Genomic DNA, 26015 nt, shown 5'->3' on the forward strand with positions numbered 1-26015 from the left:
TGAATCCCAAAATGAAAAAAATAGTTTTATTTATCACGGCAATTTTAGCCTATACCACTACTTCACATGCACAACCGACATTTGACAAAAAAACAGTATTGTCTCAAATGGAATTGGCTAATAAATATTTTATGGACAAATGGCCAGATACTGGCAAAACTATTATTACCAACAAAGAACGTCCAAGCAATATCTGGACTCGCGGCGTGTATTATGAAGGATTGATGGCTTTGCATGAAATCTACCCAAAAGACATTTATTATAACTATGCTTACGATTGGTCAGAATTTCATAAATGGGGTTTTAATGGCGGAAACACGACTAGAAATGCTGATAATTATTGCGCTGCCCAAACCTATATCGATTTGTATAAATTAGAACCAGATGCAAAAAAATTAAAAAATACTAGAGCAAATATTTCAATGCTGCTCAATACGCCTCAAAATAATGACTGGTCATGGATTGATGCAATACAAATGGGTATGCCTGTTTTTGCCAAAATGGGTGTTCTGGAAAAAGACAATCGCTATTTCGAGAAAATGTATGAAATGTACATGTTCTCCAGAAATAATCATGGCGATCATGGATTGTTTAATCCAAAAGACGGATTATGGTGGAGAGATGCAGATTTTGATGCTCCCTACAAAGAACCAAACGGAGAAGATTGTTACTGGAGCCGTGGCAACGGTTGGGTAATTGCTGCTCTTGCAAAAGTGCTTACAATAATCCCAAAGAATGCTCCGCATAGAGATCAATATGTAAAAGATTTACAAGCCATGGCAAAAGCTTTAGTGCCAATTCAAAGAACAGACGGATTCTGGAATGTGAGTTTACATGATCCAACTAATTTTGGAGAAAAAGAAGCTTCTGGGACTGCTTTGTTCGTTTATGGTATTACTTACGGAATCAACAGTGGCATTTTAGATAAAAAAAACTATTTGCCAGTTATCGAAAAAGCTTGGACTGCATTGACAACAGAGAGTCTGCATAAAGACGGATTCTTAGGATTTTTGCAATCAACTGGAAAAGAACCAAAAGACGGCCAGCCATTAAACTATGATAAAATTCCTGATTTTGAAGATTATGGATTAGGCTGTTTCTTGCTAGCAGGGTCTGAAATTTATAAAATGAAGTAATACTAATGATTTAATAGTAAAAAGGGAAGTTTAGTGGCTTCCCTTTTTAATGAATAGTAATCCGCATCATATGAAATATAAAATTTTACTCATCCTGATTTTATTAAAAAGCTTTCTTTTATCGGCTAAAGAATTTTATGTCTCCCCTCAAGGAAATGACACTAATGATGGCAGCATAACAAAACCCCTCGAGACTATTCAAAGAGCACAGGAATTAGCCAGTTCTGGTGACACTGTTTATATAAGAGGCGGACTTTATACGATGAGAGAAGAACAAATTGCCGAAAAAAAAGGCGTTTGGGCGTATGTCACGACCTTGGATAAAAACGATATTTCTTATTTAGCCTATAAAAATGAAATCCCAGTATTTGATTATAAAAACATTAAACCTGGAGACTGCCGAATAATTGCTTTTTTAGTAATCGGCAATAATATTCATATAAAAGGCATTGAAGCAATAGGCATTCAGGTAACTATTCAAACGCATACCCAATCAGAATGTTTCGAAATTAGAGGTAACAATAATACATTGGAACAAATAAAGATGCACGAAAATATGGCAATCGGAGTTTATATGCTATCAGGTTCAAACAACCTGATATTAAATTGTGATGCTTACAATAACTGGGACTCGGTTTCCGAAGGCGGAAAAGGCGGAAATACAGATGGTTTTGGCGCTCATCTTAAAAAAGGAAGTATCAATAATGTTTTTAGAGGCTGCCGCGCTTGGTTCAACAGCGATGATGGTTTCGATTTGATCAATAATGCTGAACCTGTTTTAATAGAAAACTGCTGGGCTTTTTACAATGGCTATTCTTCTGATTTTGTAAGCCGTGCCGATGGAAACGGATTTAAATCCGGCGGATATGGCAAAGGTAAAAATCCTTATGACAACGTTATTGCAAATTACGCTCCAATCCCTAAAAATACAATCCGCTTTTGTCTGGCTGTAGGAAATAAACAAAACGGCTTTTATGCCAATCATCATTTGGAGGGGAATTATTGGCACAACAATACTGCCTACAAAAACAGAGTAAACTATGATATGCTTAACTGTGTGGCATTAAACCCAACCGATTTTGGAACTGATGGCCTAGGCTGGAATCACGAAATGGCAAACAACTTAGGCTTTGCCGCTAAAGTAAAGGAATTAGGAAACATTGATAAGTCACGCTGCGTGTTGAAAAATAATTATTTTGATTTAGCGGATAATTCAGTTACGGCTTCGGATTTCTTAAGTCTTGATGAAGCTTTGCTTACCGCACCAAGGCAAGCTGATGGAAGTCTTCCTAATAACGATTTTTTAAAGTTGGCTACTTCCAGTAAACTCATAAATGCCGGAACTGATATTGGATTTCCATTTAATGGAAAAGCCCCGGATTTAGGTTGTTTTGAAAAAAAATAAACAATAAAAACATTAAATATGGTAAATAGTTTAAAACGATTTTTTTGTGTTTCATTATCATTAATTTTCTGCTTTTCTGCTCATTCGCAAGAATTCAGCAGAAAAAAATACAATTTTAATTCAGATTGGAAATTTAAAACCGAAGACCTCAGCGGAGCAGAAGCCATTGATTATAAAACTTCGGATTGGACTTCCGTAACGCTTCCGTATGCTTTTAACGAAAATGAAGCCTTTAAAAAAGACATTACACAGCTTACTACTGGAATTGTTTGGTATCGAAAAAAATTCAAACTGCCAGAAAGCGCAAATGATAAAAAAGCATTTATCGAATTCGAAGGCATTCGTCAAGGCGGCACTATTTATGTCAATGGGCAAAAAGTCGGACTTCATGAAAATGGAGTAATGGCTTTTAGCTTTGACATTTCAGCATTGGTAAAACCATACCCTGCCGAAAACACTATTGCTCTTCGTATTGATAATGACTGGAAGTACAAAGAACAGGAAACAGGATCTACTTTTCAGTGGAATAACAATAATTTTAATGCCAATTATGGCGGAATCCCAAAAAACGTTTACCTCCATCTAACGGATAAATTATACCAAACGCTTCCTTTGTATTCTACTCTAAAAACAATTGGAACTTATGTTTATGCCACTAATATAAATATCCCTAAAAAAACAGCTTTGGTAACCGCAGAAACCGAAGTTAAAAACGAATTTCCTACAACTAAAACCTTCTCTTATGAGGTACAGGTTTTTGATATTGACGGTAAAAAAATAGCTGACTTTTCGGGTTTGAATACAGTATTAAATTCGGGTGAAACCAAAATCATTAAGGCTTCCAATGAATTGGAGAATCTGCATTTCTGGAGCTGGGGTTACGGGTATTTGTATACCGTAAAAACCATTCTTAAAATTGATGGTAAAGAGATTGATGCAGTAACTACCAAAACTGGTTTTAGAAAAACTGCTTTTGCAAATGGTGAAGTGGTATTGAATGAACGTGTGCTTCAAATGAAAGGCTACGCGCAGCGTACCAGCAACGAATGGCCAGCAATCGGAATGTCTGTGCCAGCATGGCTGAGTGATTTCAGTAATCGAATGATTGTAGAAAGTAATGGTAATTTAGTGCGATGGATGCACGTCACGCCTTGGAAACAAGATGTAGAATCTTGTGACAGAGTAGGTTTAATACAAGCCATGCCTGCTGGTGATGCCGAAAAAGATTCAAAAGGAGCGCAATGGACACAACGTGCTAATTTAATGCGCGATGCGATAATTTATAATCGAAATAATCCGAGCATCTTATTTTATGAATCAGGAAACGAAGTAATCAGCGAAGAACACATGCGCGAGATGAAAAGTTTGCGCGATACTTATGATCCATTCGGAGGAAGAGCTATTGGTTCCCGTGAAATGTTGGACAGCAAAGAAGCAGAGTACGGCGGAGAAATGCTGTATATTAATAAAAGCGCCGACAAACCTCTTTGGGCAACCGAATATTCCAGAGACGAAGGCTTGAGGAAATATTGGGACGAGTTCTCCCCTCCTTTCCATAAAGAAGGAACCGGAGGAACAAATCATTCCAATGTGAATGGATCAAAAGTAACAGATGCAAGTTCGTATAACCACAATCAAGATGCGCATGCCATCGAAGATGTGGCGCGCTGGTTTGACTATTATCGTGAACGCCCAGGAACTGGAAAAAGAGTAAATTCTGGTGGTGTTAATATTATTTTTTCGGATAGCAATACCCATTTTCGAGGTGCTGAAAATTACAGAAGAAGCGGCGAAGTGGATGCGATGAGAATTCCAAAAGACGGTTTCTATGCACATCAGGTAATGTGGGACGGCTGGGTCGACATTGAAAAATACAGAACCCATATTATCGGACACTGGAATTATACAAATGAAGTTACTAAAAACATTTATGTGGTTTCTTCAGGAGCCAAAGTGGAGCTTTTCGTTAATGGCAAATCCAAAGGTTTTGGAAAGCAGAGCACTCAATTTTTATTTACTTTCGAAAATATTCATTGGGAAACTGGTTCACTGAAGGCAGTAAGTTATGATACCAATAATAAAGTGCTGAGTGAAGATCAGAAAACGACTTCGGGAACACCTTTTGCTATTCGATTAACTTCTCATATCAGTACTCAGGGATTATTGGCTAACGGTGCCGATGTTGCTTTGGTAGATGTCGAAGTGGTGGATAAAAAAGGGAATCGCTGTGTTCTGGATAACAGTTTAATCGAATTTTCTTTAGATGGAAATGCTGATTGGTTAGGCGGAATTGCTCAAGGACCAGATAATTATATTTTATCTAAAAATTTACCTGTAGAAAATGGCGTAAACCGAATTATGATTCGTTCTACTTTGAATGCTGGGGAAATTACTGTCTCTGCAAAATTTAAAGGACTGCAGTCGGCTAAAGCAGTTTTAAAATCAAAACCGTTCTTAACAAAAGATGGACTTACAGAACAATTGCCTAGCGATAAAATGCCTTCTTATTTGGACAGAGGAGCGACACCGAAAACACCTTCGTATACTATAAAAAGAACTCCGGTTTTTATTAGTAACGCAACAGCAGGAGCGAATGCCAATGATGTGAATAAAAGCTATGATGACAATGAATTGACAGAATGGGCTAATGACGGAAAAATTAGTACTGGGAAAATCACCTATACTTTAGCTGAACCAGCAATAGTAAATGAAACTGTAGTTAAATTTACAGGCTGGCGCAGTAAAAGCTATCCAATTCGTATATTAGCTGATGGAAAAGAAGTCTATCGCGGCAATACAGAACAGAGTTTGGGTTATATCACCATTCCGTTAAAACCTGTATTGGCAAAAGAAATAACAATTGAGCTGACAGGATCTAATTCTGAAAAAGATGGTTTCGAAACTATTGTTGAAGTAGACCCAAACAAAGAATTGGATTTATTTAAAGATAAAGAAGCTACGAAAACCAAAGGGCAGCTGCGTATTGTAGAAATAGAATTTTATAAAAAGAATGATGAATAGAATTAACCAAATGATACTTTTTGGATCAATACTTTTTTTAGGATTATCCATTAACGGCTTTTCACAAGAAAGTGCAGCATTTCCGCTATGGAATCAAATCCCGGGAGCAATTAAAAATGATGCTTATAAAGAAGAACCTCGACTAGATGCTCAAGGCATTCGAACAGGAATCAGGAAAGTTACAGAACCTACTTTAATGCCTTTTTTGGTCGAAAATAATTCCGGAAAAAATGCTGCAGTAATCATTTGTCCTGGTGGCGGATATTCTGTTTTGTCCATCGACAAAGAAGGAATCAATATTGCTAAATGGTTCAATTCTATTGGAGTTTCGGCTTTTGTGCTTAAATACCGTTTACCTTCGGATGCTATTATGACAGATAAAACCGTTGGCCCGCTTCAAGATGCTCAAGAAGCAATACGCACCTTACGCCGAAATGCCGTGAAATGGAATCTGGATCCTGCTAAAATTGGAATCATGGGATTTTCGGCAGGAGGTCATTTGGCTTCAACTGCATCCACTCATTATTTAGATAAAATATATGACAGCAAAGAAGATATCAGCGCACGCCCTGACTTTTCGATGTTAATCTATCCCGTAATTTCTATGGAAGAAGGAATCACTCATAATGGTTCCAAGGAAAGTCTTTTAGGTAAAACAGCTTCTGCCGAGCTGATTGCTAAATATTCCAATGAAAAGGAAGTAAACGAAAACACGCCCCCAACATTTTTAGTACACGCAACAGATGACCATGCTGTTCCCGTAGAAAACAGCATTAATTATTATTTGGCATTGAAGAAAAACAAAGTCGCTGCTGAGATGCATTTGTATCAAAATGGAGGTCATGGTTTTGGTTTGGGTACAAAAGGAACACATACGGATTGGCCGGCCACTTGCAAAAAATGGCTGACAGCGAATAAAATCTTAGAGGATAAACCAACCTATTTATTTTCTTATTTTAAAGGAAATGGAGAAGACGGACTGCATTTTGCCTGCAGTACTGATGGCTACGAATGGCAGTCTTTGAAAAATGACACTTCCTTCTTAACTCCCGAGGTTGGAAAAGATAAATTAATGAGAGATCCATGCATTATTAAAGGCGGCGACGGATTATTTTACATGGTATGGACAGTGAGCTGGACTGATAAAGGAATTGGATATGCTTCCTCCAAAGATTTAATTCATTGGTCAAAACAGGAATTTTTACCTGTAATGGCTCATGAAGAAAAAACAAGAAATACTTGGGCTCCCGAAATCACTTTCGACGAAAAGTCAAAAACCTATATGATTTATTGGGCTTCTACTATTGATGGTAAATTTCTGGAAACTAAATCGGAAGAAGAAAAAGGGTACAACCACAGAATCTATTATACAACAACAAAAGATTTTAAAAAATTCAGCAAAACAAAACTGCTTTACGAGCCAGGATTTAATGTGATTGATGCTACTATTTTGAAACAAGACAAAGGTTATGTGATGTTTTTAAAAGATGAAACAAAAGTGCCTGTTCAAAAAAATCTTAAAGTAGCATACAGCGATAATTTGACAGGGCCATATACAAAAGCAAGCGCTCCAATTACTGGCAATTACTGGGCTGAAGGACCAACCGCAATAAAAATTGATAACAATTGGGTTGTTTATTTTGACAAATACACCCAAAAAAAATACGGAGCTATAAAACAAACAGAAACTGGCTGGGAGGATATTTCAGATAAAATCTCATTCCCTCAGGGAACACGCCACGGAACTGTAATTAAGGTTAGTCCAGAAATTATTGCTAATCTGAAAAAAGAGTAATTAATTTATTGGAGAATTATTTATTGAGTTCTTCAGAATATGTTGTGAACATAAATTTTTATCAAACCATTAAAAAATTAAGATTAATTAAGAAATCCTTTAAACCTTAATTTCCTTAATGCCTTAATGGTTAAAAATTAAAACAATACTAAATTGTTTTACATTTTCTTTTACTCCCTATTTTTACTGTCCATTACGATAGTAACTGGCCCGTCATTGAGCAATGACACTTTCATATCGGCACCAAAAATTCCGGTTTGGACTTTCTTGCCCAATTCTTTTTCGATTTGTTTTACGAAATTTTCATACATCGGAATAGCAGCTTCTGGCTTTGAAGCTTTTAAATATGACGGACGGTTTCCTTTCTTGGTGGAAGCATGAAGCGTAAATTGTGAGACCACAATTATTTCACCATCAATGTCTTTTACCGAAAGATTCATTACGTCGTTCTCATCACCAAAAATGCGAAGATTAGTGATTTTTTGGCAAAGCCAATTGGTATCTTCCTGCGTATCTGCATCTTCAATTCCCACTAGAATCAATAATCCTTTCTGGATATCGGCTACAATTTTAGAATCGATGGTTACTGAGGCTGAGGAAACTCTTTGGATTACAGACTTCATTTTATTCTAAAATAAATTTCAACATTGAGATTGCTATTGATTTTTGAGATTTAAATGGCTATTTCCTAGTTTCATCACTTGCTTTTCGATCTTCATCATAAGAATCGGTACGGTAATGTTCATCGTCTCCTTCTAAAATTTTGAGGTAACTGTTGTAACGAGACCAAGCGATCTCATCTTTTTCTAAAGCTGCTTTTATGGCGCAATGCGGTTCTTCTTTATGCAGGCAGTTGTTGAACTTGCATTGGTCTTTTAATTTGAAAAATTCTGGAAAATACCCGCTAATCTCTGCGGGATCCATATCGACCATTCCGAAACCCTTGATTCCGGGAGTGTCTATAATTCTGGCTCCAAAAGACAAATCATACATCTCGGCAAAAGTAGTTGTGTGCTGACCTTGCTTGCTGGCTTCGGATATTGTTTTGGTTTTAAGATGTAAAGAAGGTTCCAAGGCATTTACCAAAGTAGATTTTCCCACACCCGAATGTCCCGAAAACATACTCACTTTGCCCTTCATTAATTCCTGCAATGCATCAACTCCTTTCATCTCGGCAGCCGAAACTCTCAAACATTGATATCCAATTTCTTGATACACATGCTGCATATACAATTGTTCATCAAGCGTAGCATCATCAAAAGTATCTATTTTATTGAATACCAAAATAGCTTCAATACCGTAGGCTTCGGCAGTTACCAAAAAACGGTCAATAAAATTGAAAGTAGTTGGCGGATTGTTTACTGTTACCAACAAAAATACTCTGTCTATATTGGACGCAATAATATGCATTTGATGTGACAGATTCACCGCTTTTCGAACGATGTAATTTTTTCTTTCATGGATATTATGAATCGTTCCGGTAATCGCGTCTGAAGTTTCTTCAAGTTCATAATCGACGATATCGCCCACAGCAATTGGATTGGTGCTTTTAATTCCTTTGATTCGGAATTTCCCTTTCATACGGCATTCTATAAAATCTCCTTGTTCGGATTTTACGGTGTACCAGCTTCCTGTAGATTTATAAACGAGTCCTGTCATAGAGGATTTTTGATTGAAGATTAACGATTTTAGATTTATGATTTAAAATATAATTCGCTGCAAAGATAATTGATTTATGATTGAAGATTAACCATTTTATCAGGGCATTCGCTTTTTAAAAAAAAGTTAAACACGAATTTCACAAATTTACACGAATTACGATCTGTTTTAATTACACTAACTCTAAAAATAGGCAAAATTTATTCTGTTCAGTTATTAAATTTGTGATAATCTGTGTAATTTGTGGTAGAAAATTTTAAAAGCGAATGCCCTGCTATTTTAGATTTATGATTTTATATGACATTAAAATAAACAAAAAATCCCAAAACCTTAAGCCTTGGGATTTTTGTTAAAAATCTAAAATTATAGGAATCCAGAAATCAAAAATCTTTAATCTGAAATCCTCAATCTTAAATCATTTTTATGAATTCAAGATTTTTTCTTGGTGACCAATACTTTCTTGGTGAATTTCTTTGAACAATTTAACGATAAATTCTTCTGTCAATCCTTTTTTACCGCCTTCAGCAATCATTTTCGCTTGAATTTCGTTCCAACGGTTGTTTTGCAAAACAGCTACGTTATTGTCTTTTTTCACTTGACCAATTTCGTCAGCTACTTTCATACGTTTTCCTAGCAGGTCTAATAAATTAGCATCTAATACATCAATATTAGCTCTTAATTTTGTCATTTTTTGCTCAAAATCAACGGTGTCACCACTCACTTTTCTTACCTTCAAATCTTTGAAAATTTGTTTCAAAGCATCAGGAGTTACTTGCTGCGCTGCATCAGACCAAGCATTATCCGGATCATTATGAGTTTCGATGATCATACCGTCATAATTTAAATCCAAAGCTTCTTGAGTTACTTCAAGAATCATATCACGGTTTCCTGTAATATGCGAAGGATCGATAATTAATGGTAAATCAGGGAATTTATTTTGCAGTTCGATAGCAATCTGCCATTCTGGAATGTTTCTGTATTTAGTTTTTTCGTAGGTAGAAAAACCTCTGTGAATAACTCCCAATTTTTTGATTCCAGCAGCATACAAACGCTCTACTCCACCTAACCATAAAGCCATATCTGGATTTACTGGGTTTTTAATCAATACAATTTTGTCAGTTCCTGCCAATGTATCAGCAATTTCTTGAACTGCAAAAGGATTTGCAGTTGTACGGGCACCAACCCATAAAACATCAATATCATTTTCCAAAGCTAATTTACAGTGCGCTGCAGTAGCTACCTCAGTTCCCATAAGCAAACCTGTTTCAGCTTTAGCTTTTTTAAGCCATTTTAATCCAATCTCTCCAACACCTTCAAATCCTCCTGGACGAGTTCTTGGTTTCCAGATTCCTGCTCTAAAAACACTAACGTCTGAGTCTTTTAATTCATGAGCAATTTTCAACACTTGCTCTTCAGTTTCAGCACTACAAGGTCCTGCAATTACGAATGGATGAGACAATTTGAACTCGTTCAACCAATCTCTCATTTCTTTCTTGTTTTCCATCTTTTCTAGTTTTATTCTTTTAATTTAATTATTTTAGTTTTCTTTTTTTGCCCCTACGCAATGCGCTATTTCTTAGCATTCATTCCGTTTAATATCTCTTTAATTTTATTTACGCTCTGCATTTCATTATAAATCGCCTCATAATCATCATTCACCAAAAGTTCTTTAAAATTAGATAAATTGGCTATATATTCTTCTAATGTTTTGACAACCTGTTTTTTGTTTTGTTTAAAAATCGGCGTCCACATTGCCGGAGAACTTTTGGCCAAACGAACGGTGCTTTCAAAACCAGAACCTGCCATATCAAAAATATCCTGCTCGTCCTTTTCTTTATTTATCACTGTTTTTCCAAGCATAAACGAACTGATATGGGATAAATGCGACACGTAAGCAATATGTTTATCATGCGACTTTGGATCCATGTAGCGAATTCTCATTCCCAGTTCTTTAAACAGCTCCAATGCTTTTTCCTGCAATTTAAATGCCGTTTTTTCAACTTCGCAAATAATATTTGTCTTACCTCGAAACAAGCCTTTTATCGCTGCCGAAGGTCCGGAAAATTCTGTTCCTGCAATAGGATGCGCTGCAATAAAATTTCTTCTTCTCGAATGACTGGCTACTGTTTCACAGATTGGCACTTTGGTCGAACCAACATCAAAAACAATAGTTTGTTCTCCAACAGCATCCAGCACTTTTGGCAAAACCGTCATCGCTACATCTACAGGCACCGAAACAATCACAAAATCTGCAGTTGCCAAATCCTCAAAACTAGATTCCTTATCAATCACTCCCAAAGCAATTGCCTCATGAACGTGCTTCTCGTTAGTATCAATACCGTGAATAGTCGCTTCAGGATACAGCCCTTTAATGTCTAGCACCAACGAACCTCCAATCAATCCTATTCCTATTACGTGTACATTCATATTTTAAATTTATTTGAAGCTAATCCTGCTATCCGCTGTATCTTTTATGGCGAACCCCGCCATAAAAGGATGCCGCTTCTATCAGGGCTAGGACATTCCGTTTTTCAAGAACTTTAGTTTTCTAAGTTTAGTTTTGTCATTCCGACGAAGGAGGAATCTCACTAGTGACTCACATTATGTGATTCCTCCTTCGTCGGAATGACAAACTGTGGCAAAATCAAAAATCGTTACCCGAGCCTGAAAGGCGAACAGGCGAAGCAATCTAAAATCTATCAATCGCTTCCTGAACTTTCTCCTCTTTCACACAAAGCGCAAATCGAATATATCCTTCTCCATTACTTCCGAAAATAGTTCCCGGAGTGATAAAAATAGATTTCTCATATAATATCTTATCAATAAAATCCTCCGCAGATGTGATTCCGTCAGGCAATTTTGCCCAAACAAAAAGACCAACTCCCTCTGCATAAACTTTACAGCCTAGTTTCTCTGCCAATTGCTCAGTAAGAACACGACGCTTTTTGTAAACAGCATTCATAGAATCAAACCAAGATTTATCGCTTTTCAAAGCTTCAACAGCTCCTTTTTGAATTCCGTAAAACATACCGCTGTCCATATTGCTTTTTACTTTAAGAACCGAATCTATAAGCGTAGCACTTCCTAAAACCATCCCAACTCTCCAGCCAGCCATGTTAAAAGTTTTACTCAAAGAATTCAGCTCTAATGCAACATCTTTGGCTCCTTCAACCTGCAGTAAACTCATTGGTTTATCATTCAAAACAAAACTGTACGGATTGTCATTGATTAATAATATGTTGTGCTTTTTGGCAAATGCTACCAATTTTGCAAACAATTCCAGACTTCCTCTTGCTCCTGTCGGCATGTGCGGATATCCCAGCCACATGATTTTCACTTTTGACAAATCCAATTTTTCCAAAGAGTCAAAATCAGGTTCCCAATTATTAACCTCTTTCAAATCATAATAGACAGGCACAGCACCAACAAGATTTGTCACCGAAGTGTAAGTAGGATAACCCGGATTTGGAATCAAAACATGATCTCCTTCATTCAGGAAAGCCATAGAAATATGCATAATCCCTTCTTTGGAACCAATTAATGGTAAAATTTCAACAGCTGGATCTAAGGCAACTCCATAATTATTTTGATAAAAATCGGCCATTCCTTTTCTAAGTTCCGGCAATCCCTGATAGCTTTGATACTGATGTGCGTTTTCGTCCTGCATTGCCAAAACTACGGCATCTATAACCGCTTGTGATGGTTTTAAATCTGGACTTCCAATTCCCATATTGATAATTGGTTTTCCTTCTGAGGCTAATTGTCTCACTTCTCTCAACTTGGATGAGAAGTAGTATTCTTCAATGATATCAAGACGTTTTGCTGTTGTAATCATGCTATTTTATATTTCTCTTTTCAGAGTTTTTATTCTTTTTATTTTTTGACTTTCGACCTTTGACTTTCTGACTAATTAAGGTTTGGTGTTTTTGTATTCTCCCAATACTTTAAAATACTCAGCCATAATCTGCAATAGTGATTTTGCTTTGGCAAAATCTTCGTATTTTTCAAAAGTAACATCTACAAAAAATGAATATTTCCAAGGCGTTTCAATTTTTGGCAGCGACTGAATTTTAGTCAGATTCAGTTTGCAGTCACTCATTACGTTCAAAACTGCTGCCAGACTGCCGCGCTTATGATCCAATTCAAATTTTATCGAAGCTCTGTTTATTTCACTTTCCGGCACAAAATGATTCTCTCTGTTAATAATCACAAAACGAGTCATATTATTATTTATCGTTTGAATTTCGGGAGCCAGAATTTCCAAATCATACATTTCAGAAGCCGTTTTACTCGCAATTGCTGCAATTCCTTTTAGCTGTTTTTCGTGTATTCTTCTGGCGGTTTCGGCAGTATCTTTGTCCTCAACCAGTTTTATGTTTGGGTATTTTTTCAAGAACTCCATACATTGCAACAACGCCATAGGATGCGAATGCACTTCCTGAATATCTTCTATTTTCTGGCCTTTCAGCGCCATTAAATTTTGATGAATGCTTAAATAATGCTCCCCAATGATGTGCAGATTATTTTTATCAATTAAGGCATAATTTGGAATTATTGGTCCGGCAATAGAATTCTCTATGGCCATTACCGCCTGATCTGATTTTCCAGACAGTAAACTAGCCACCAATTCCTCAAAAGACAAACATTCATCTACTTCTATATTTTGATAAAAATAGTCTTGAGCCACTTGATGGTGGAAAGATCCTTTAATTCCTTGTATTGCAATTTTCGTTCTCATTGGGTCAAAAAAAAATCCTGATTTTCATCAGGATTGTATATTAGTTTTATTTGTTTCTTGTTTTTCAAATAACCATAGCACAATCCCTTACTTCCTAAAGAAGAAATAAAAAGAGTTGCTAAAATAAAAACGGTTATTAGACATTGTATTGTTTGTGTTTCAATTATTTGATGCAAATGTATAACATATTTTGGCTCGCCCAAAATAAAAATAATATTTTGTATAACAAAAAAAGATTTCTTTGTTAAACTAGTTTTAAAATTACTATTTCATAAAAAAAAAGCTTTTTGAGTGATTAAAATTATTGATTTCAAAACAAAAAAAGAATTTTGAATTTGGTTTTAAATCAAAATCGCTTCTTTTTTACTTAATTCCTTTTAAATATTMATTAAAAAACTGCTTCCCGATTACTCGTGACCGCGTGAGTGATGGAAGCTGGCTACCGAAGTAGCGCGGACAGCACGACCCTGTTGAGTAAAGGGGCGAATATGCGGCACTGTACTTAAGCCCCTTTGCTCAACAGGGTCACGCCCAAAAAACATTCTCAAACTGATGCCATAAAAGTTTTATTTCATTGGGTGATGCTTTGGGAAATCCATTTTTTGCCTTCGGAAATTCTGGTGACCATTAAAGCCGAAACTACATCTCCATTGGCATTCAATAAAGTAGCGATTGGATCGACCAAGGTTCCTATAATCATTGCGGCTGGCAAGGCCTGTTCCATTGGGAAACCGTAAACAGTTATGGCGAGAATTTCTCCTATATAACCGCCGTTTGGAATTCCTCCTTCGACTACAGATACTATTATCGTGATTCCAATTGCAATTAATAAAGTATAAGGATCGGTAAAATCCTTGCCGAATAAGGCAAAAAGAATCGCGATTTTGACAATCGATGACATACTGGAACCGTCTTTGTGCAGAGGTGCTCCGAGCGGAATTACCAAATTCCGGATGTGGCTTGGAACATTCATCTGTTCAGTCGCTTCGAGATTTGCCGGGATGGTTGCGATACTGCTGCAGGTTCCCACAGCTGTTAATGCGGGCGTGATGTTGTTTTTCCAAAATATTTTGAAACCAGAAATTCCTCCTGCGAAAAAAGCATACAAACTAAAAAACACAATAAAATAAAAAGTGCAAACGGCATAATAAAGCGCCAAAGGTTTAGCATAAGCACCAAACAGCTGTGGGCCAAAAACGCCAACTTGATATGCAAAATAAGCGCCAAGACCGATTGGAGCCATTTTCATAATAAGATGCAGTAATTGTTTCATCACTTCATTTCCGGAATTAAGAAAACGCGCAAAATCTTTTCCTTTTTCACCTGAACGCAAAGTCGAAAAACCGATTAGAAAAGAAAACAATATGAATGCCAGCATGTTTTTACGGGACAAAATCTCATAGAAATCATTGACCGTCACAAGCTGTGTGATTTGAGAACCTATACTGCTTTCCTTAATGGTTTCTATAGCGATTTTTGAAATTACTATACCTTGATGAATCGGAAAAAGCAACACTCCAATAATCATTATAACTGCCGAAATAATTACGGTTGTCAAAAAAACTCCTAAAACTATTATGAAAAGCTTCCCTAGTTTTTCGGTCTTTTGCAGGTTCGAGATTGAGGAAGCAATGGTAAAAAACACCAATGGAATAATAGCTGTAAAAAGAAGATTCAGGAATATATCTCCCAATGGTTTTATGACTTCTACACCATTGCCAAAAACCAAACCTAAAATACTCCCAACAAATATACCACCGAGAAGCAACAATATACTGCTGTAATTTTTCAAGAAACTGCCTGATTGATCATTTGCCATACTGATTTAGTTTAAATCGTAAATATATAAATCTTAGCGGGACAATTTTAAAATAAAAAGCATCCGTAAAAACGGACGCTTTCTTAAAACTAAATAGAATATAAATTAGAAGTTTTTTGAAAGCCCTATATTAAATGACTGTCCAAAATTGAAATAAAAATTACTATTCTTTCCATTATTTCGATCACTCTTAGTATTTGAATATGTCAACCCTCCAATACCAAAGTTTAATCCAAAATTATTTTTAATATTCAGAAACAAACCAGGTGCAAAATTCGCATAAACACCATCAAACGTATTTGTTGAAGTAGCAGGATCAGAAAAAGAGTTAGTGTTAGTCTCTTTAAGATTCTTATAACCAGCACCTAAATCAGCATATAACAAAAACATTGGGTTTAGTGATTGTGAATATCTAACAAAAGCTCCTCCTGTAAAGTTTTTAGTAATTCTTTCCTGATTATTCGATGCATTTTCTTGATAAGTGTATTCATTTTTAGAAGATGAAAATCCAGCTTCTGCCCCTACAGTCCAATTATCCTTGAACTGATATCCTATTTTTGGAGAAAAATTAAAGTTTTTACCCTTGGATTCACTCCCTTGACTAGAGTCTTTATTAGACCAAAAACTCACATTTCCTGACACCAATACCGTCCCTCTTTGAGCGTTTGCAAAGCTTATCATAACCAATGCAAGAATTACTAATGTTTTTTTCATAATCTATTTTTTTGATTTGTTAAAAATTAGTAATCATTTAACAAGAACTGTGCCAGTATTTAATAATTTTCATACAACATGCATCTATTTGTACTGCAATAAATGGCCTGAGAGTTGTCAATTAAAACATAAATTTTTCCGATTAATGGAGAACTATATATTTTCTATTTACTTTTGCAACAAATAAAATATTATGTCAATAGAAGTTAAAAATATTTCGAAAAGTTATGGTGCTCAAAAAGCATTGGATAATATTTCTTTTTCTGTAAAAAAAGGAGAAATTGTTGGTTTTCTAGGACCTAATGGAGCCGGAAAATCGACCTTGATGAAAATATTGACAACCTATATCAATGCAGATTCTGGTGTGGCACTTGTCAATGACTTTGATGTAAACACCCAAGAAAAATCAGTACAGCTTTCTATTGGCTATTTACCGGAACACAATCCGCTGTATTTGGATTTATATGTTAGAGAATATCTAGCCTTTAATGCCGATGTATATAAGGTAGACAAATCAAGAATTGAAGAAGTGATTCAGCTGACTGGTTTGCAGGCAGAAAGCCATAAAAAGATAGGACAGCTATCAAAAGGATATCGTCAGCGTGTAGGACTAGCCAATGCCTTGCTGCATAATCCTGACGTACTGATTCTGGACGAGCCCACGACTGGTTTGGATCCTAATCAATTGGCCGAAATCAGGAATGTGATTAAAAATGTTGGTAAGGACAAAACAGTTTTCCTTTCCACACACATCATGCAGGAAGTGGAAGCGATTTGCGACCGTGTCATTATTATTGACAAAGGGCATATCGTTGCCGATAAAAAACTGGACAGCTTAATCTCTGCCGATAAAGAACAGGTAATCGAAGTAGAATTTGACAAAAAAGCGGAAGAAGATCTTATTGCTCAAATTCCTCATTTGAAATCTTTCAAAAACAGTCATGGTTTTTCTTGGGAACTGACTTTTGTTTCTGATAAAGATATGCGCCCAACCGTTTTTGATTTTGCTTACGATAATGGTTTGAAGACTTTACAGCTGAACCAGAAGAATAAAAATCTAGAAGCTGTGTTTAGGGAAATCACGAAGTAAGTTAGCAGGTTTCAGTTTACAGATTAYAGATAAAAAGAGCGCGTTTAAAACTATTTTAAACACGCTCTTTTTTTATTTTACCAATGATTTTATATAAATTGTATATAATAACGATAAAACTATTGCCGAAAGACGAATCCCATTTTTTACAAAAACACTGTTGAAATTCAACGAAGGCAAATTGGATTTTGTTTTCAGAAAAAAGACAACAAGCTTTTTATAATCTAATAAAATCAAGAATAAAACGCCAATCGTCAATACTACAGACTGTACCAATGCGCCGGCGTTCATTTGATAAAAAATATTGATTAATGTCAAATTCGATAGCAGCGCAAACAAAATTATCGCTCCAATCAATAATGTTCTTCGGAACAATAATAGATAACCACCACTTATTTGGATTAATGCTATTATGATTCCAAAAGCCTGTGAGTGTCCAAAATAAAACCAAGTCAGCCATTCGCCCGATTGCTGGTTCATAGGTTGACTTGCAATTTCAGCTGGTACAACAAACTGAAGTCCGTAAAATTTTTTCCAGCCAAAACTGGCAATATTAAAAGCAATACAATATCGGATGGCACTATACAAGAAGCCATACACTTTTTCAGTATTGATTTTTTGTCTTTTCTCCAGATAATGCCATATAAATGGAAACACAACAGCCCTCAATAAAGTAAGCCCGACAAAAGGAAAAATCAGCGCTGGCGGCAAGTATGGGATATTTCCGCCCATTCCAAGCATTAACAACAAAGCGGCAAACACAAGTCCAAGCATTATGGAAGTGCCTATTTTTTTTAAAATTGAATCTGAAATTTCTGAAGCTGTTTGTTCTAACATGGCGATTTTTATTTGAGTTAATAGACCGCAAATTTGGCTATTTATCAAATAATGACTGTTCCGATGTACCCGTTCGAACGTGTTTATGCTTCTTTTTTTTCTAAAACCAAATTGGATTTTACAAAATCTGTTGGAGATACACCAGTATGCTTTTTGAAAGTAGTATTAAAAGTCGTTTTGGAATTAAATCCCGATTCATAAGCGATTCCCAGAATATTTAATTGACTGAATTTTGCAGAAAGCAATACTGTTTTTGCTTCTTCAACGCGGTATTTGTTTATAAAATTGTAGAAATTATCACCGTATAATTCATTGATGGCAAACGAAGTTTCATTGCAGCTCGCATTCAGTTTTTCGGCTAATTTTGGAAGGCTTAAATCATTTTCCAAATACACTTTCTCTAAATTCATAAGTGCCTGCAGTTTATTATCCAGTTCACTCAATCGGCTTTCTGAAACTCGTTTGGGATTTTCTTTTTTATTTGTTTTAATAGCTGACAGCTCCTTTAAATCATTTTTATTAAATTCGAAAACTTCCTTTTGCTGTAAAGAAAAATAGGCCAGGAAAAAAACACTCAACAGATACAAGAAAGGCGTAAACTCAATTAAACTTCCTAAATTGAAAAAGATAAGATTGAACCAAACCACTATAATTAAAATCAAAACCAAGAGAAAATATTTTAACCAAAACAAGTCAATTTTCTCAATTGATGATGAAAATTCATGTATGTTTTTTAGATGATTTTGCAATTTGCTAAATGACAAATACCAGTAAATTACAGTCTGAAGAGGTAATGTTGTCTGCAGAATAAAAAACACTATTCTGCCCGCTTCATAACTGAATTCCATATTTTTTCCTGTTATAAAAAAAGGAAATCTGAAAAGTAAAAAAATCAGAAACGGCAAAAAATGCCATAGAATTTTCTTTTCAGTTTTTTTGGAAAATGATGTAAAATATAAAATGCTGATGTAAAGAAAAGGAGCTGTCAGAAAGCGTATCAAACCAATCATCTCGAAAAGATTAGGATTCTTTGAATCAAACTTTTGATAAAGCAAAGGAATTTCAAGCATCGCTAATCCTAGTGTAATAACAAATAACCCAAGGTATATATTAGCAATTGTATTTACTTTTCGTGAATGGGCAAGAAGCAAAAAGCCAAGCAAAAATGCCGCGCCAGAAGTAATACCCATTATGATTGGAAAATTTAGCATACTAAAATATTTATATATCTAATTCTAAAAAACAGCTTTCATTTACTCAATCGCAACATGGATTTTATTTTCATTCGTATATCAATTAACAAAAAAGGTTCTAATTCCTTCTTTTATCAATTCAAAAAGAGAGCAAAAGCTTTTGTGTCAAAGTAAAAAGGTCTAATTGCTGTAATTTTTCCAGATTGCAATTCGAAATACTCTGAAATAGGCATGCTTATTACTTGTCCTGATTTTTTTGATTTGCATTTGATTGTGAAATACATGATAACTTCGTCCTTCGAAATATTGGCAAAATAAGTTGGCTCTTTTTCGATGACTAAATCATAATATGTACTTGCTTTTACAAACATTGTAATCCATTCGCTAAAACCAACATAAGTACCGCCATAAGCCAAACCTTCGGCCTGATTGTAAACCGCTTTGTCTGCAATAAGCGTGGCCATTGTTTTAAAATCTCTGGTTTTAAAAAGACATTCATAATATTTGGCTACCACAGTTATATTCTCTTTTTCAAGATTATTTAATGCATTAGGCTTTGTTTGGGCAAATGTCAAATTAAACAAAAAAAACGTTAGGGCAAAACTCCATATTTTATTCATCTTTTTGATTTAGTTTTAACCATTATTTTATTAGTTACTTAAAGTTGATTACTTTGAAATTACTGTATTTCTAACTCCAAAATTGTCTCTTTTAAAGACTCAATTGCAATTTTCAAATCCGATTCAGCTGTTCTCCAATTTACAAACGAAGCCCGAATTCCTTTTCGATTTTGGTAAACTGTAGGCGTCATAAATACTTTGCCTTTATCATTGAGATGGGTCAAATATAAATTTACTTTTTCCTGATTGTGGTCTCCAGCCAAAGTAAAACAAACGTTGTTGAGACGAGTTGGAGCCAATAATTCGAAATTTTCATTTTGAGATATGAAGGCATCAAACTGCAATGCCATCGCAACGCTATTTTCCACAATGTCTTGAAATCCCTGCTTCCCATACGCCAATAAAGAAAACCAAACTGGTAAGGCTTTTAAGCGTCTGGAATTTTCAGGCAAGAAATTCAGGTAGCTAAAATTTTCCATTGGATCGCCCAAATACGGAGCATTCGAATTCTGAAACGTTTCAACTTGATAATTTTTATGCTGTTCTTTTATCAAATAAAAAGCACTTTCGTAAGGAACATTGAGCCATTTGTGACAATCAATCGTAATACTGTCTGCATTTTCCCAACCGTTTACCAAGTGCTGAAATTTTGGAGAACAGGATGCAAAACCACCAAAAGCAGCATCAATATGCCACCAAAAATTATATTTCCCTTTAAGTTTTGAAATTGTAATAAAATCATCAAAATCAGCTGTATTTACTGTTCCTGCACTTGATATCAGAATAAAAGGCTGATTCTTTAAATTCTTTATAGTTTGTTCTAAATCGACCATATCAATCGCTTCCCGATTGCCTTCGATAGTTTTTATTTTAGTAAAATTTTGGCTCCCGATTCCTAACATTGCCAAACATTTTATTGAAGAAGAATGTGGTGTAGCAGTAAGAATATGTATTGGAACTGTAATTCCATTTTTAGCAAAATCATGACCCAATTGTTTTCCAAACCATTGTCGGGCAACCGCCAAACAAGTGAAATTTGACATCGTAGCACCCGTTACAAAACCACCCAAAAATGATTTTGGCAAAGCCAATAACTGCAGCAATAAATTAATGGTTTCAATTTCTATCAATGCAGAAACGCCTCCCTGTGCTTTTATGGCTTGTGCATTTGGATCATAAATCGTAGCCAGCCAATCCCCAACAATTGAAGCTGGTGTTGCTCCTCCTGTTACAAATCCCCAATACCTTGGCCCTGCTTGTGAAACCATCAAAGGAGCTAAACGCTGTTTGAATTCTTCCAAAGCCAGCAATGCTCCTAAACCCGAGTCGTTTAGATTTCTATTAGTCGATATTGTATTTTGAGTAGAAGTGGGAACATCATCAATGACATTCAAAAAATCAATACCTTGCTGTTTGACTTGTTCAAGAATGTTTTCAATTTCTTTTAAATCATTTTGGAGGATTGAGTTCATTTTATTTATATTAAAAAATTTATTGAACTCGAATGTAGTAAATTATCGCTATTCTACTGACAAAAAAAGAAATATTTATTGTTTCAAATACAACCAATCATCTATAAATAAATCAAAAAAAATTGCCAAAGGATGCACCGATGGCAATTCAAAAAATAATTCAACCAACAAATTATTTACAAAATTTGTATTGTTTTAAAATGCAGCTCCTACCTTTTCATTGCAAAATGTCCTTTATAGACTTTGCCGTTTGCTCTTGTAACTACAAACCAATAATCAGTAGAAGGCAGTTCATGTCCGTTATACGTTCCGTCCCAAGCTGAAACAGCATTTAATTCTTTAATGAGTTTACCATATCGGTCAAATATTTTAACTATAAGTTCAGGCTCAGATGCTGAAAACCGTATTGCCCAGCTATCATTATATCCATCACTATTGGGCGTGAAAAACTTTGGATAATTCAGAATATAAACTTCCTGACTGGCAATCCCGCAGCCATTTTTGTCTCGAACATAAACCATATAATCACCACTTATTAATCCCGAAAAAATATTGCTGTCCTGATAGGTAATTCCGTCTAGTGAATACTCATAGTTCCCTACGCTTGAACTCGAAACATATACTGCAATTACATTTTCAGCATCCGTCCAATCCTGAATTTCGGTCGAAATTACAGCGACATTTGACAGCACTACCGAAAAGCTTTTGGTTGCTGTACAAACTGTGCTTCCGTGATTTTGAGTTACAGTTATCGAATACGTTCCAACATCTGAAACCGTTATTAAAGGAGTTGTTTCCGAATTTGACCATAAATAACTGTCAAAACCAGAACCCGCATTTATGGTAACCTCCTTATTTTCGCAGACAGGAATACTATCAGGAACTGAAAGAACTGGCATAGCGACTAGTGTCAGACTCAACTGCTCCACTTGATAACATTTATCATTGGAATCAATTCTGACATACACTACTGAAGTTCCTAATGCCAAATTATAAATTGCTGGCGATGCAATTTGATCGGCTGCAGTTTGATTTTCAGCACCCGACAATGATGTAAAATATGTAAAAATACAGTTGCTGCAAGAAGCTATTTTTGAATTATAAGCCGTTAAATCCAGTTGTTCCGAACCATCATCAGCATTGTCACAAATAAAATCTGAAACATTACTTACAGCCAGACTAGGAGTGACAATTGATGCCAAAACTGCCAGCCTGTTTACACTTTCACAGCCATTTACCGTCTGCCCCGCATAATAGGTTACTCCATTTACCAAAGCTGTTGTAATTGGCAAAACTGTACCGTTTATTGCGCTGTCATACCAAATTACATTAGTTCCTGTAACCGATAAACCCGCAATTACTGCTTTTTGTGTACTGCAAAAATTCTGCACAGAATCTCCTGTTGGGACTGGAGTGTTTTGAATTTCTATCACTACTGGGACACGTAAACTTTCACATGTCGTTATGGTCTGAGATGCATAATATGTTTTACTCTGCAGTATTGCTGTACCGGCCAGCAGATTCCCATTTGCGGCAGCATCATACCATTTAACATTTGTTCCGGATATGACAATATCATTAATGGCAGCATTTTGCTGCACACAAAAAGTTTGTTCTGTTGCCACTGGAAGCGGTTCGGTATTTACAAAAGCTTTAATTTCGGCTACATTTGCTACAAGCGAATTACAGCCAATTGCATTTTTAATCAAAACTTGATAGATTCCGGGAATCAAACCCGTTTTAGTATTGCCTGATGTCCAGTTTTGACCTCCGTCAAAGCTGTATGAAGCTGCATTATCTGAAACAATTATAGTTCCTGCTGATGTACTGCAATCTGGCTGCGTAACGCTCACAGTCGGTGTTGGCGGATAACCTGGCGGTACAATAATTGTTGCAGTAATGGATGTTTTTTCACATAAACTGCTGTTTCGTGTTTTGACCAAATAATCCCCTAGAATAAATCCTGTTTTTACATTACTGGTCTGCCACGTTAAACCATCATCAAAACTATATTCAGCATCCAAACTGGTAACCGTAATTGTACCATACGCATTGTTACAGATTACGGGCTGGATAATATCTATCGTTGGGGTAGCTGTAGAAACTGCTTTCAAATTAATGTGAGCTGTAACTGGACTTGAAACGCAGCTAGAGCTTTTTGCAGTAACCTTATAATCACCACCGGCCAAACCTGAAAAAACCATAGAAGACTGATAATTCACGCCGTCTACACTATATAAAAGTCCTGCTGGAGCTGTTACCGTAATCGTTCCCGAAGGCACATCACAATTAGGCTGTGTCGTTTCTACAGTGGGTGATATTGGTCCAGATTTTACATTAATCGTTATTTCATTAGAAAAGACACGGCAATTAATCGAGCCGATATTAGAACTGTCAGCAGTTGCTAATCGGTATTTATAAGTGCCCACAGCACCCGAGACAAAAGTATATGTTGCTTTATCTGCTCCCGAAATATCAGACCAGGTTATTCCGCCGTCAGTGCTGTTCTGCCATTGATAGCCAACTGTTGTATACGCAGAAGACGAAACCGATCCGCTGAGTGTTATCGATTTTGATTCACCCTCGCATACATCTAAATTAGTTACCGACTGATCTACAATTTCCGAAGTTACCGTTGGTCCGCAGGCTCTAAAAGTAATATCATCCAAAGCGATATCATTACCCGGAGCTGCGCCAACTTTATTATTCCGCATTCGGATCACAACAGTATCAACACCCGAAGGGGTTGTAAAAAAGAATCCATACTGCTTCCACACGGCACTGCTTGATAACCCTATATTTCCTGTGTTGTATGTGCCTAAAATTGTTCCGCTCGTATCTTCAATTGTAAAAGTGATATTGGGAGGGCTATTGTCCTGACTTCTCAAAAGATTCATAATCCAGGCAGCAAACTCATAAGTAGTGCCTGCACACAAACCCGAAACCGTATTTTTATAAAAATAATCGGTGGTAGAAAAACTTGCGTTGACTACCATCATATATCCTCCACCTGTATGATCTGTAGTTGTCCACCAAGTACCTGGCGTGTTTGTAGTACTTTCGACAGTATAGGAGCCATCACTGGGAAAATTTGCCGTAGTATAGGTATAGCTCGTAATCCCTGTTCCTAATGCACTTCCGTGAATCGACGTACCCGAACCAAAATCCAATTTAACAACAGGGTCGCCCAAACTGCCTGTACATAATTGAGCATGCAATTGTGGGAATAAAAAAAAGCTAATCAGCAGTGCAATAAGATATTTAGAATTCAAAACAGAGTAGTTTAATTTAAGTAAAACTACCCTATAACAAACTTATTTTCAAAAATCTTATACCAGTCAGCACTATTAATCGATGAAAATTAAATCCTTATCTATTAAAAATACCTTTTAGAAATATAAAAATAGTTCTTTTGTTTAACACCTCTAACTCTCTCCAAAGGAGAAGGAGATAGAATTGGATTATTTTATATTTCTAAACAATATAAACATTCCTAAAAAGCCAATAAGAAACCAGTCTAAAGAAAATTTGTTTTGCAGTTAACATTTTCAACAGATGAGATTTTTTGATTTAAATAATTTCCCAACAAAAAAAGCCAAATTCATGGCTTTTAAAATTATCGCATTTTATTTTTTCTAAAAAACGTTTTGTAAATATATCTGTTTTTTGACTAAATCTTATTCTCAAAAAACTAAGTTTTTGGCAAAGGCGCTCCAACGGCAATATCACAGCGATGTCCTGCCTGCCCATGTGGCGGATTCATTCCTTCTGGAGTTACAACATTTGCTGAACCCGTAGATAATAATGCTGGAACTGGAGGCTGTACCGTAATATTTTTGCTTATTTCACCTGAAGACGGTACAGGTGTTGCCGCTGTAGCTGCAGCAGGTTTTGAATTTAATGGGGCTCCGACTGGAATATCGCAACGGTGATTCGGCTGTCCATGTGGCGGATTCATTCCTTTTGGCGTTACTGTTTTTGCAGCTGCAGATTGTGTTATGGTTTGTACTTGTGGCTGCATTTGCACCTGATTGGGTTGTTGTGGTGGTGTTCCATTAACTGGAGAATTCAATGGTGCTCCAACTGGAATATCACATCTATGATTCGGTTGTCCGTGCGCGGGATTTACACCCGCTGCCACTGATGGAGTCCCAACTGCGTTGTTTTCATGAAATAAATTATGCTGCTGCGGAGCAGGTTGCTGTTCTGTTTGTGCAGTTACCGCAGTTTGCTGAGTAAAAGGCGTGATTACTTTAGGGACAGCTTTAGCCGTTTCCTCATTGTTTTTACAAGAAGTTATTGCAATAGCAGCAACTAAGAAAGTATAGTAAATGGGTTTCATTTGGGAAAATCTATGATATTAAAATCAAATATAACATTTTAATACTAAGCTCCAAAATGGTCTTTTGGTTCCTTTTGAATTGATGATCACAAAAAAAACTATTTTCTCCTTTTAGCCCTGATAGAAGTGGAAATCCTTTTTTTTTTTCTTTAAAAATAAAAAGATTACTTCACT

19 protein-coding genes are annotated in these 26015 nt (G+C 36.0%); 5 read left to right on the top strand and 14 right to left on the bottom strand.

Annotated elements, in window-relative coordinates; genetic code table 11:
- Nucleotides 1-11: 11 nt before the first annotated feature.
- The 4 genes from AC1DVP_RS06955 (at nt 12) to AC1DVP_RS06970 (ending at nt 7357) form a co-directional block, all read left to right on the top strand.
- Entirely contained in the window at nt 12-1136 is a 1125-nt protein-coding gene (locus AC1DVP_RS06955; RefSeq protein ID WP_477182776.1) for a glycoside hydrolase family 88/105 protein, read from the top strand.
- A gap of 70 nt (nt 1137-1206) precedes the next feature.
- A complete protein-coding gene (locus AC1DVP_RS06960; protein ID WP_477182777.1) occupies nt 1207-2541 on the top strand; it encodes a right-handed parallel beta-helix repeat-containing protein in 1335 nt (444 codons plus the stop codon).
- Nucleotides 2542-2559: 18 nt separating this feature from the next.
- Nucleotides 2560-5562, top strand: coding sequence for a glycoside hydrolase family 2 protein (locus tag AC1DVP_RS06965; protein WP_477182778.1), 3003 nt, complete (start codon nt 2560-2562; stop codon nt 5560-5562).
- Nucleotides 5552-7357: a prolyl oligopeptidase family serine peptidase gene (locus AC1DVP_RS06970; RefSeq protein WP_477182779.1), complete on the top strand. Its 1806-nt coding sequence runs from the start codon at nt 5552-5554 to the stop codon at nt 7355-7357. The genes AC1DVP_RS06965 and AC1DVP_RS06970 overlap by 11 nt, the downstream gene beginning before the upstream one ends.
- Nucleotides 7358-7527: 170 nt before the next feature.
- Here the strand turns inward: AC1DVP_RS06970 and dtd are convergent, their stop codons facing one another.
- From dtd to AC1DVP_RS07010, 8 genes are all read right to left on the bottom strand, one after another.
- Nucleotides 7528-7980, bottom strand: coding sequence for a D-aminoacyl-tRNA deacylase (gene dtd / locus AC1DVP_RS06975; protein WP_477182780.1), 453 nt, complete (start codon nt 7978-7980; stop codon nt 7528-7530).
- 58 nt (nt 7981-8038) lie between these two features.
- Entirely contained in the window at nt 8039-9016 is a 978-nt protein-coding gene (gene rsgA / locus AC1DVP_RS06980) for a ribosome small subunit-dependent GTPase A (protein ID WP_477182781.1), read from the bottom strand.
- Nucleotides 9017-9437: 421 nt separating this feature from the next.
- Nucleotides 9438-10520: a chorismate mutase gene (locus tag AC1DVP_RS06985; protein ID WP_477182782.1), complete on the bottom strand. Its 1083-nt coding sequence runs from the start codon at nt 10518-10520 to the stop codon at nt 9438-9440.
- 65 nt (nt 10521-10585) lie between these two features.
- Nucleotides 10586-11443 (bottom strand): prephenate dehydrogenase, encoded by an 858-nt coding sequence (locus AC1DVP_RS06990; RefSeq protein ID WP_477182783.1) that lies wholly within the window; start codon nt 11441-11443, stop codon nt 10586-10588.
- A gap of 262 nt (nt 11444-11705) precedes the next feature.
- The gene (locus AC1DVP_RS06995; protein WP_477182784.1) at nt 11706-12851 is read right to left on the bottom strand and encodes a pyridoxal phosphate-dependent aminotransferase; all 1146 of its coding nucleotides are present in this window, start codon (nt 12849-12851) and stop codon (nt 11706-11708) included.
- A gap of 75 nt (nt 12852-12926) precedes the next feature.
- Complete coding sequence (locus AC1DVP_RS07000) at nt 12927-13754, bottom strand: prephenate dehydratase (RefSeq protein WP_477182785.1); 828 nt, start codon at nt 13752-13754, stop codon at nt 12927-12929.
- Nucleotides 13755-14325: 571 nt separating this feature from the next.
- Nucleotides 14326-15573, bottom strand: coding sequence for a dicarboxylate/amino acid:cation symporter (locus tag AC1DVP_RS07005; RefSeq protein WP_477182786.1), 1248 nt, complete (start codon nt 15571-15573; stop codon nt 14326-14328).
- A 105-nt stretch (nt 15574-15678) separates the two neighbouring features.
- A complete protein-coding gene (locus AC1DVP_RS07010; RefSeq protein ID WP_477182787.1) occupies nt 15679-16287 on the bottom strand; it encodes an outer membrane beta-barrel protein in 609 nt (202 codons plus the stop codon).
- A gap of 193 nt (nt 16288-16480) precedes the next feature.
- Between AC1DVP_RS07010 and gldA the strand changes: the two genes are divergently transcribed.
- A complete protein-coding gene (gene gldA / locus AC1DVP_RS07015; protein ID WP_477182788.1) occupies nt 16481-17377 on the top strand; it encodes a gliding motility-associated ABC transporter ATP-binding subunit GldA in 897 nt (298 codons plus the stop codon).
- 72 nt (nt 17378-17449) lie between these two features.
- Here gldA and AC1DVP_RS07020 read toward each other — a convergent pair whose 3' ends face one another.
- From AC1DVP_RS07020 to AC1DVP_RS07045, 6 genes are all read right to left on the bottom strand, one after another.
- Entirely contained in the window at nt 17450-18214 is a 765-nt protein-coding gene (locus AC1DVP_RS07020; RefSeq protein WP_477182789.1) for a hypothetical protein, read from the bottom strand.
- A gap of 83 nt (nt 18215-18297) precedes the next feature.
- Nucleotides 18298-19425 carry a helix-turn-helix domain-containing protein gene (locus AC1DVP_RS07025; RefSeq protein ID WP_477182790.1) on the bottom strand — a complete coding sequence of 376 codons (1128 nt, stop codon included), beginning with the start codon at nt 19423-19425 and terminating at the stop codon, nt 18298-18300.
- A gap of 116 nt (nt 19426-19541) precedes the next feature.
- Nucleotides 19542-20027 (bottom strand): nuclear transport factor 2 family protein, encoded by a 486-nt coding sequence (locus tag AC1DVP_RS07030; RefSeq protein WP_477182791.1) that lies wholly within the window; start codon nt 20025-20027, stop codon nt 19542-19544.
- Between the two features lie 59 nt (nt 20028-20086).
- Nucleotides 20087-21499: a pyridoxal phosphate-dependent decarboxylase family protein gene (locus tag AC1DVP_RS07035; RefSeq protein WP_477182792.1), complete on the bottom strand. Its 1413-nt coding sequence runs from the start codon at nt 21497-21499 to the stop codon at nt 20087-20089.
- A gap of 209 nt (nt 21500-21708) precedes the next feature.
- Complete coding sequence (locus AC1DVP_RS07040) at nt 21709-24771, bottom strand: T9SS type B sorting domain-containing protein (protein WP_477182793.1); 3063 nt, start codon at nt 24769-24771, stop codon at nt 21709-21711.
- Between the two features lie 419 nt (nt 24772-25190).
- Nucleotides 25191-25841 carry a hypothetical protein gene (locus tag AC1DVP_RS07045; protein WP_477182794.1) on the bottom strand — a complete coding sequence of 217 codons (651 nt, stop codon included), beginning with the start codon at nt 25839-25841 and terminating at the stop codon, nt 25191-25193.
- Nucleotides 25842-26015: the final 174 nt, after the last annotated feature.

It is taken from the genome of Flavobacterium sp. P3_A6 (assembly GCF_056403035.1).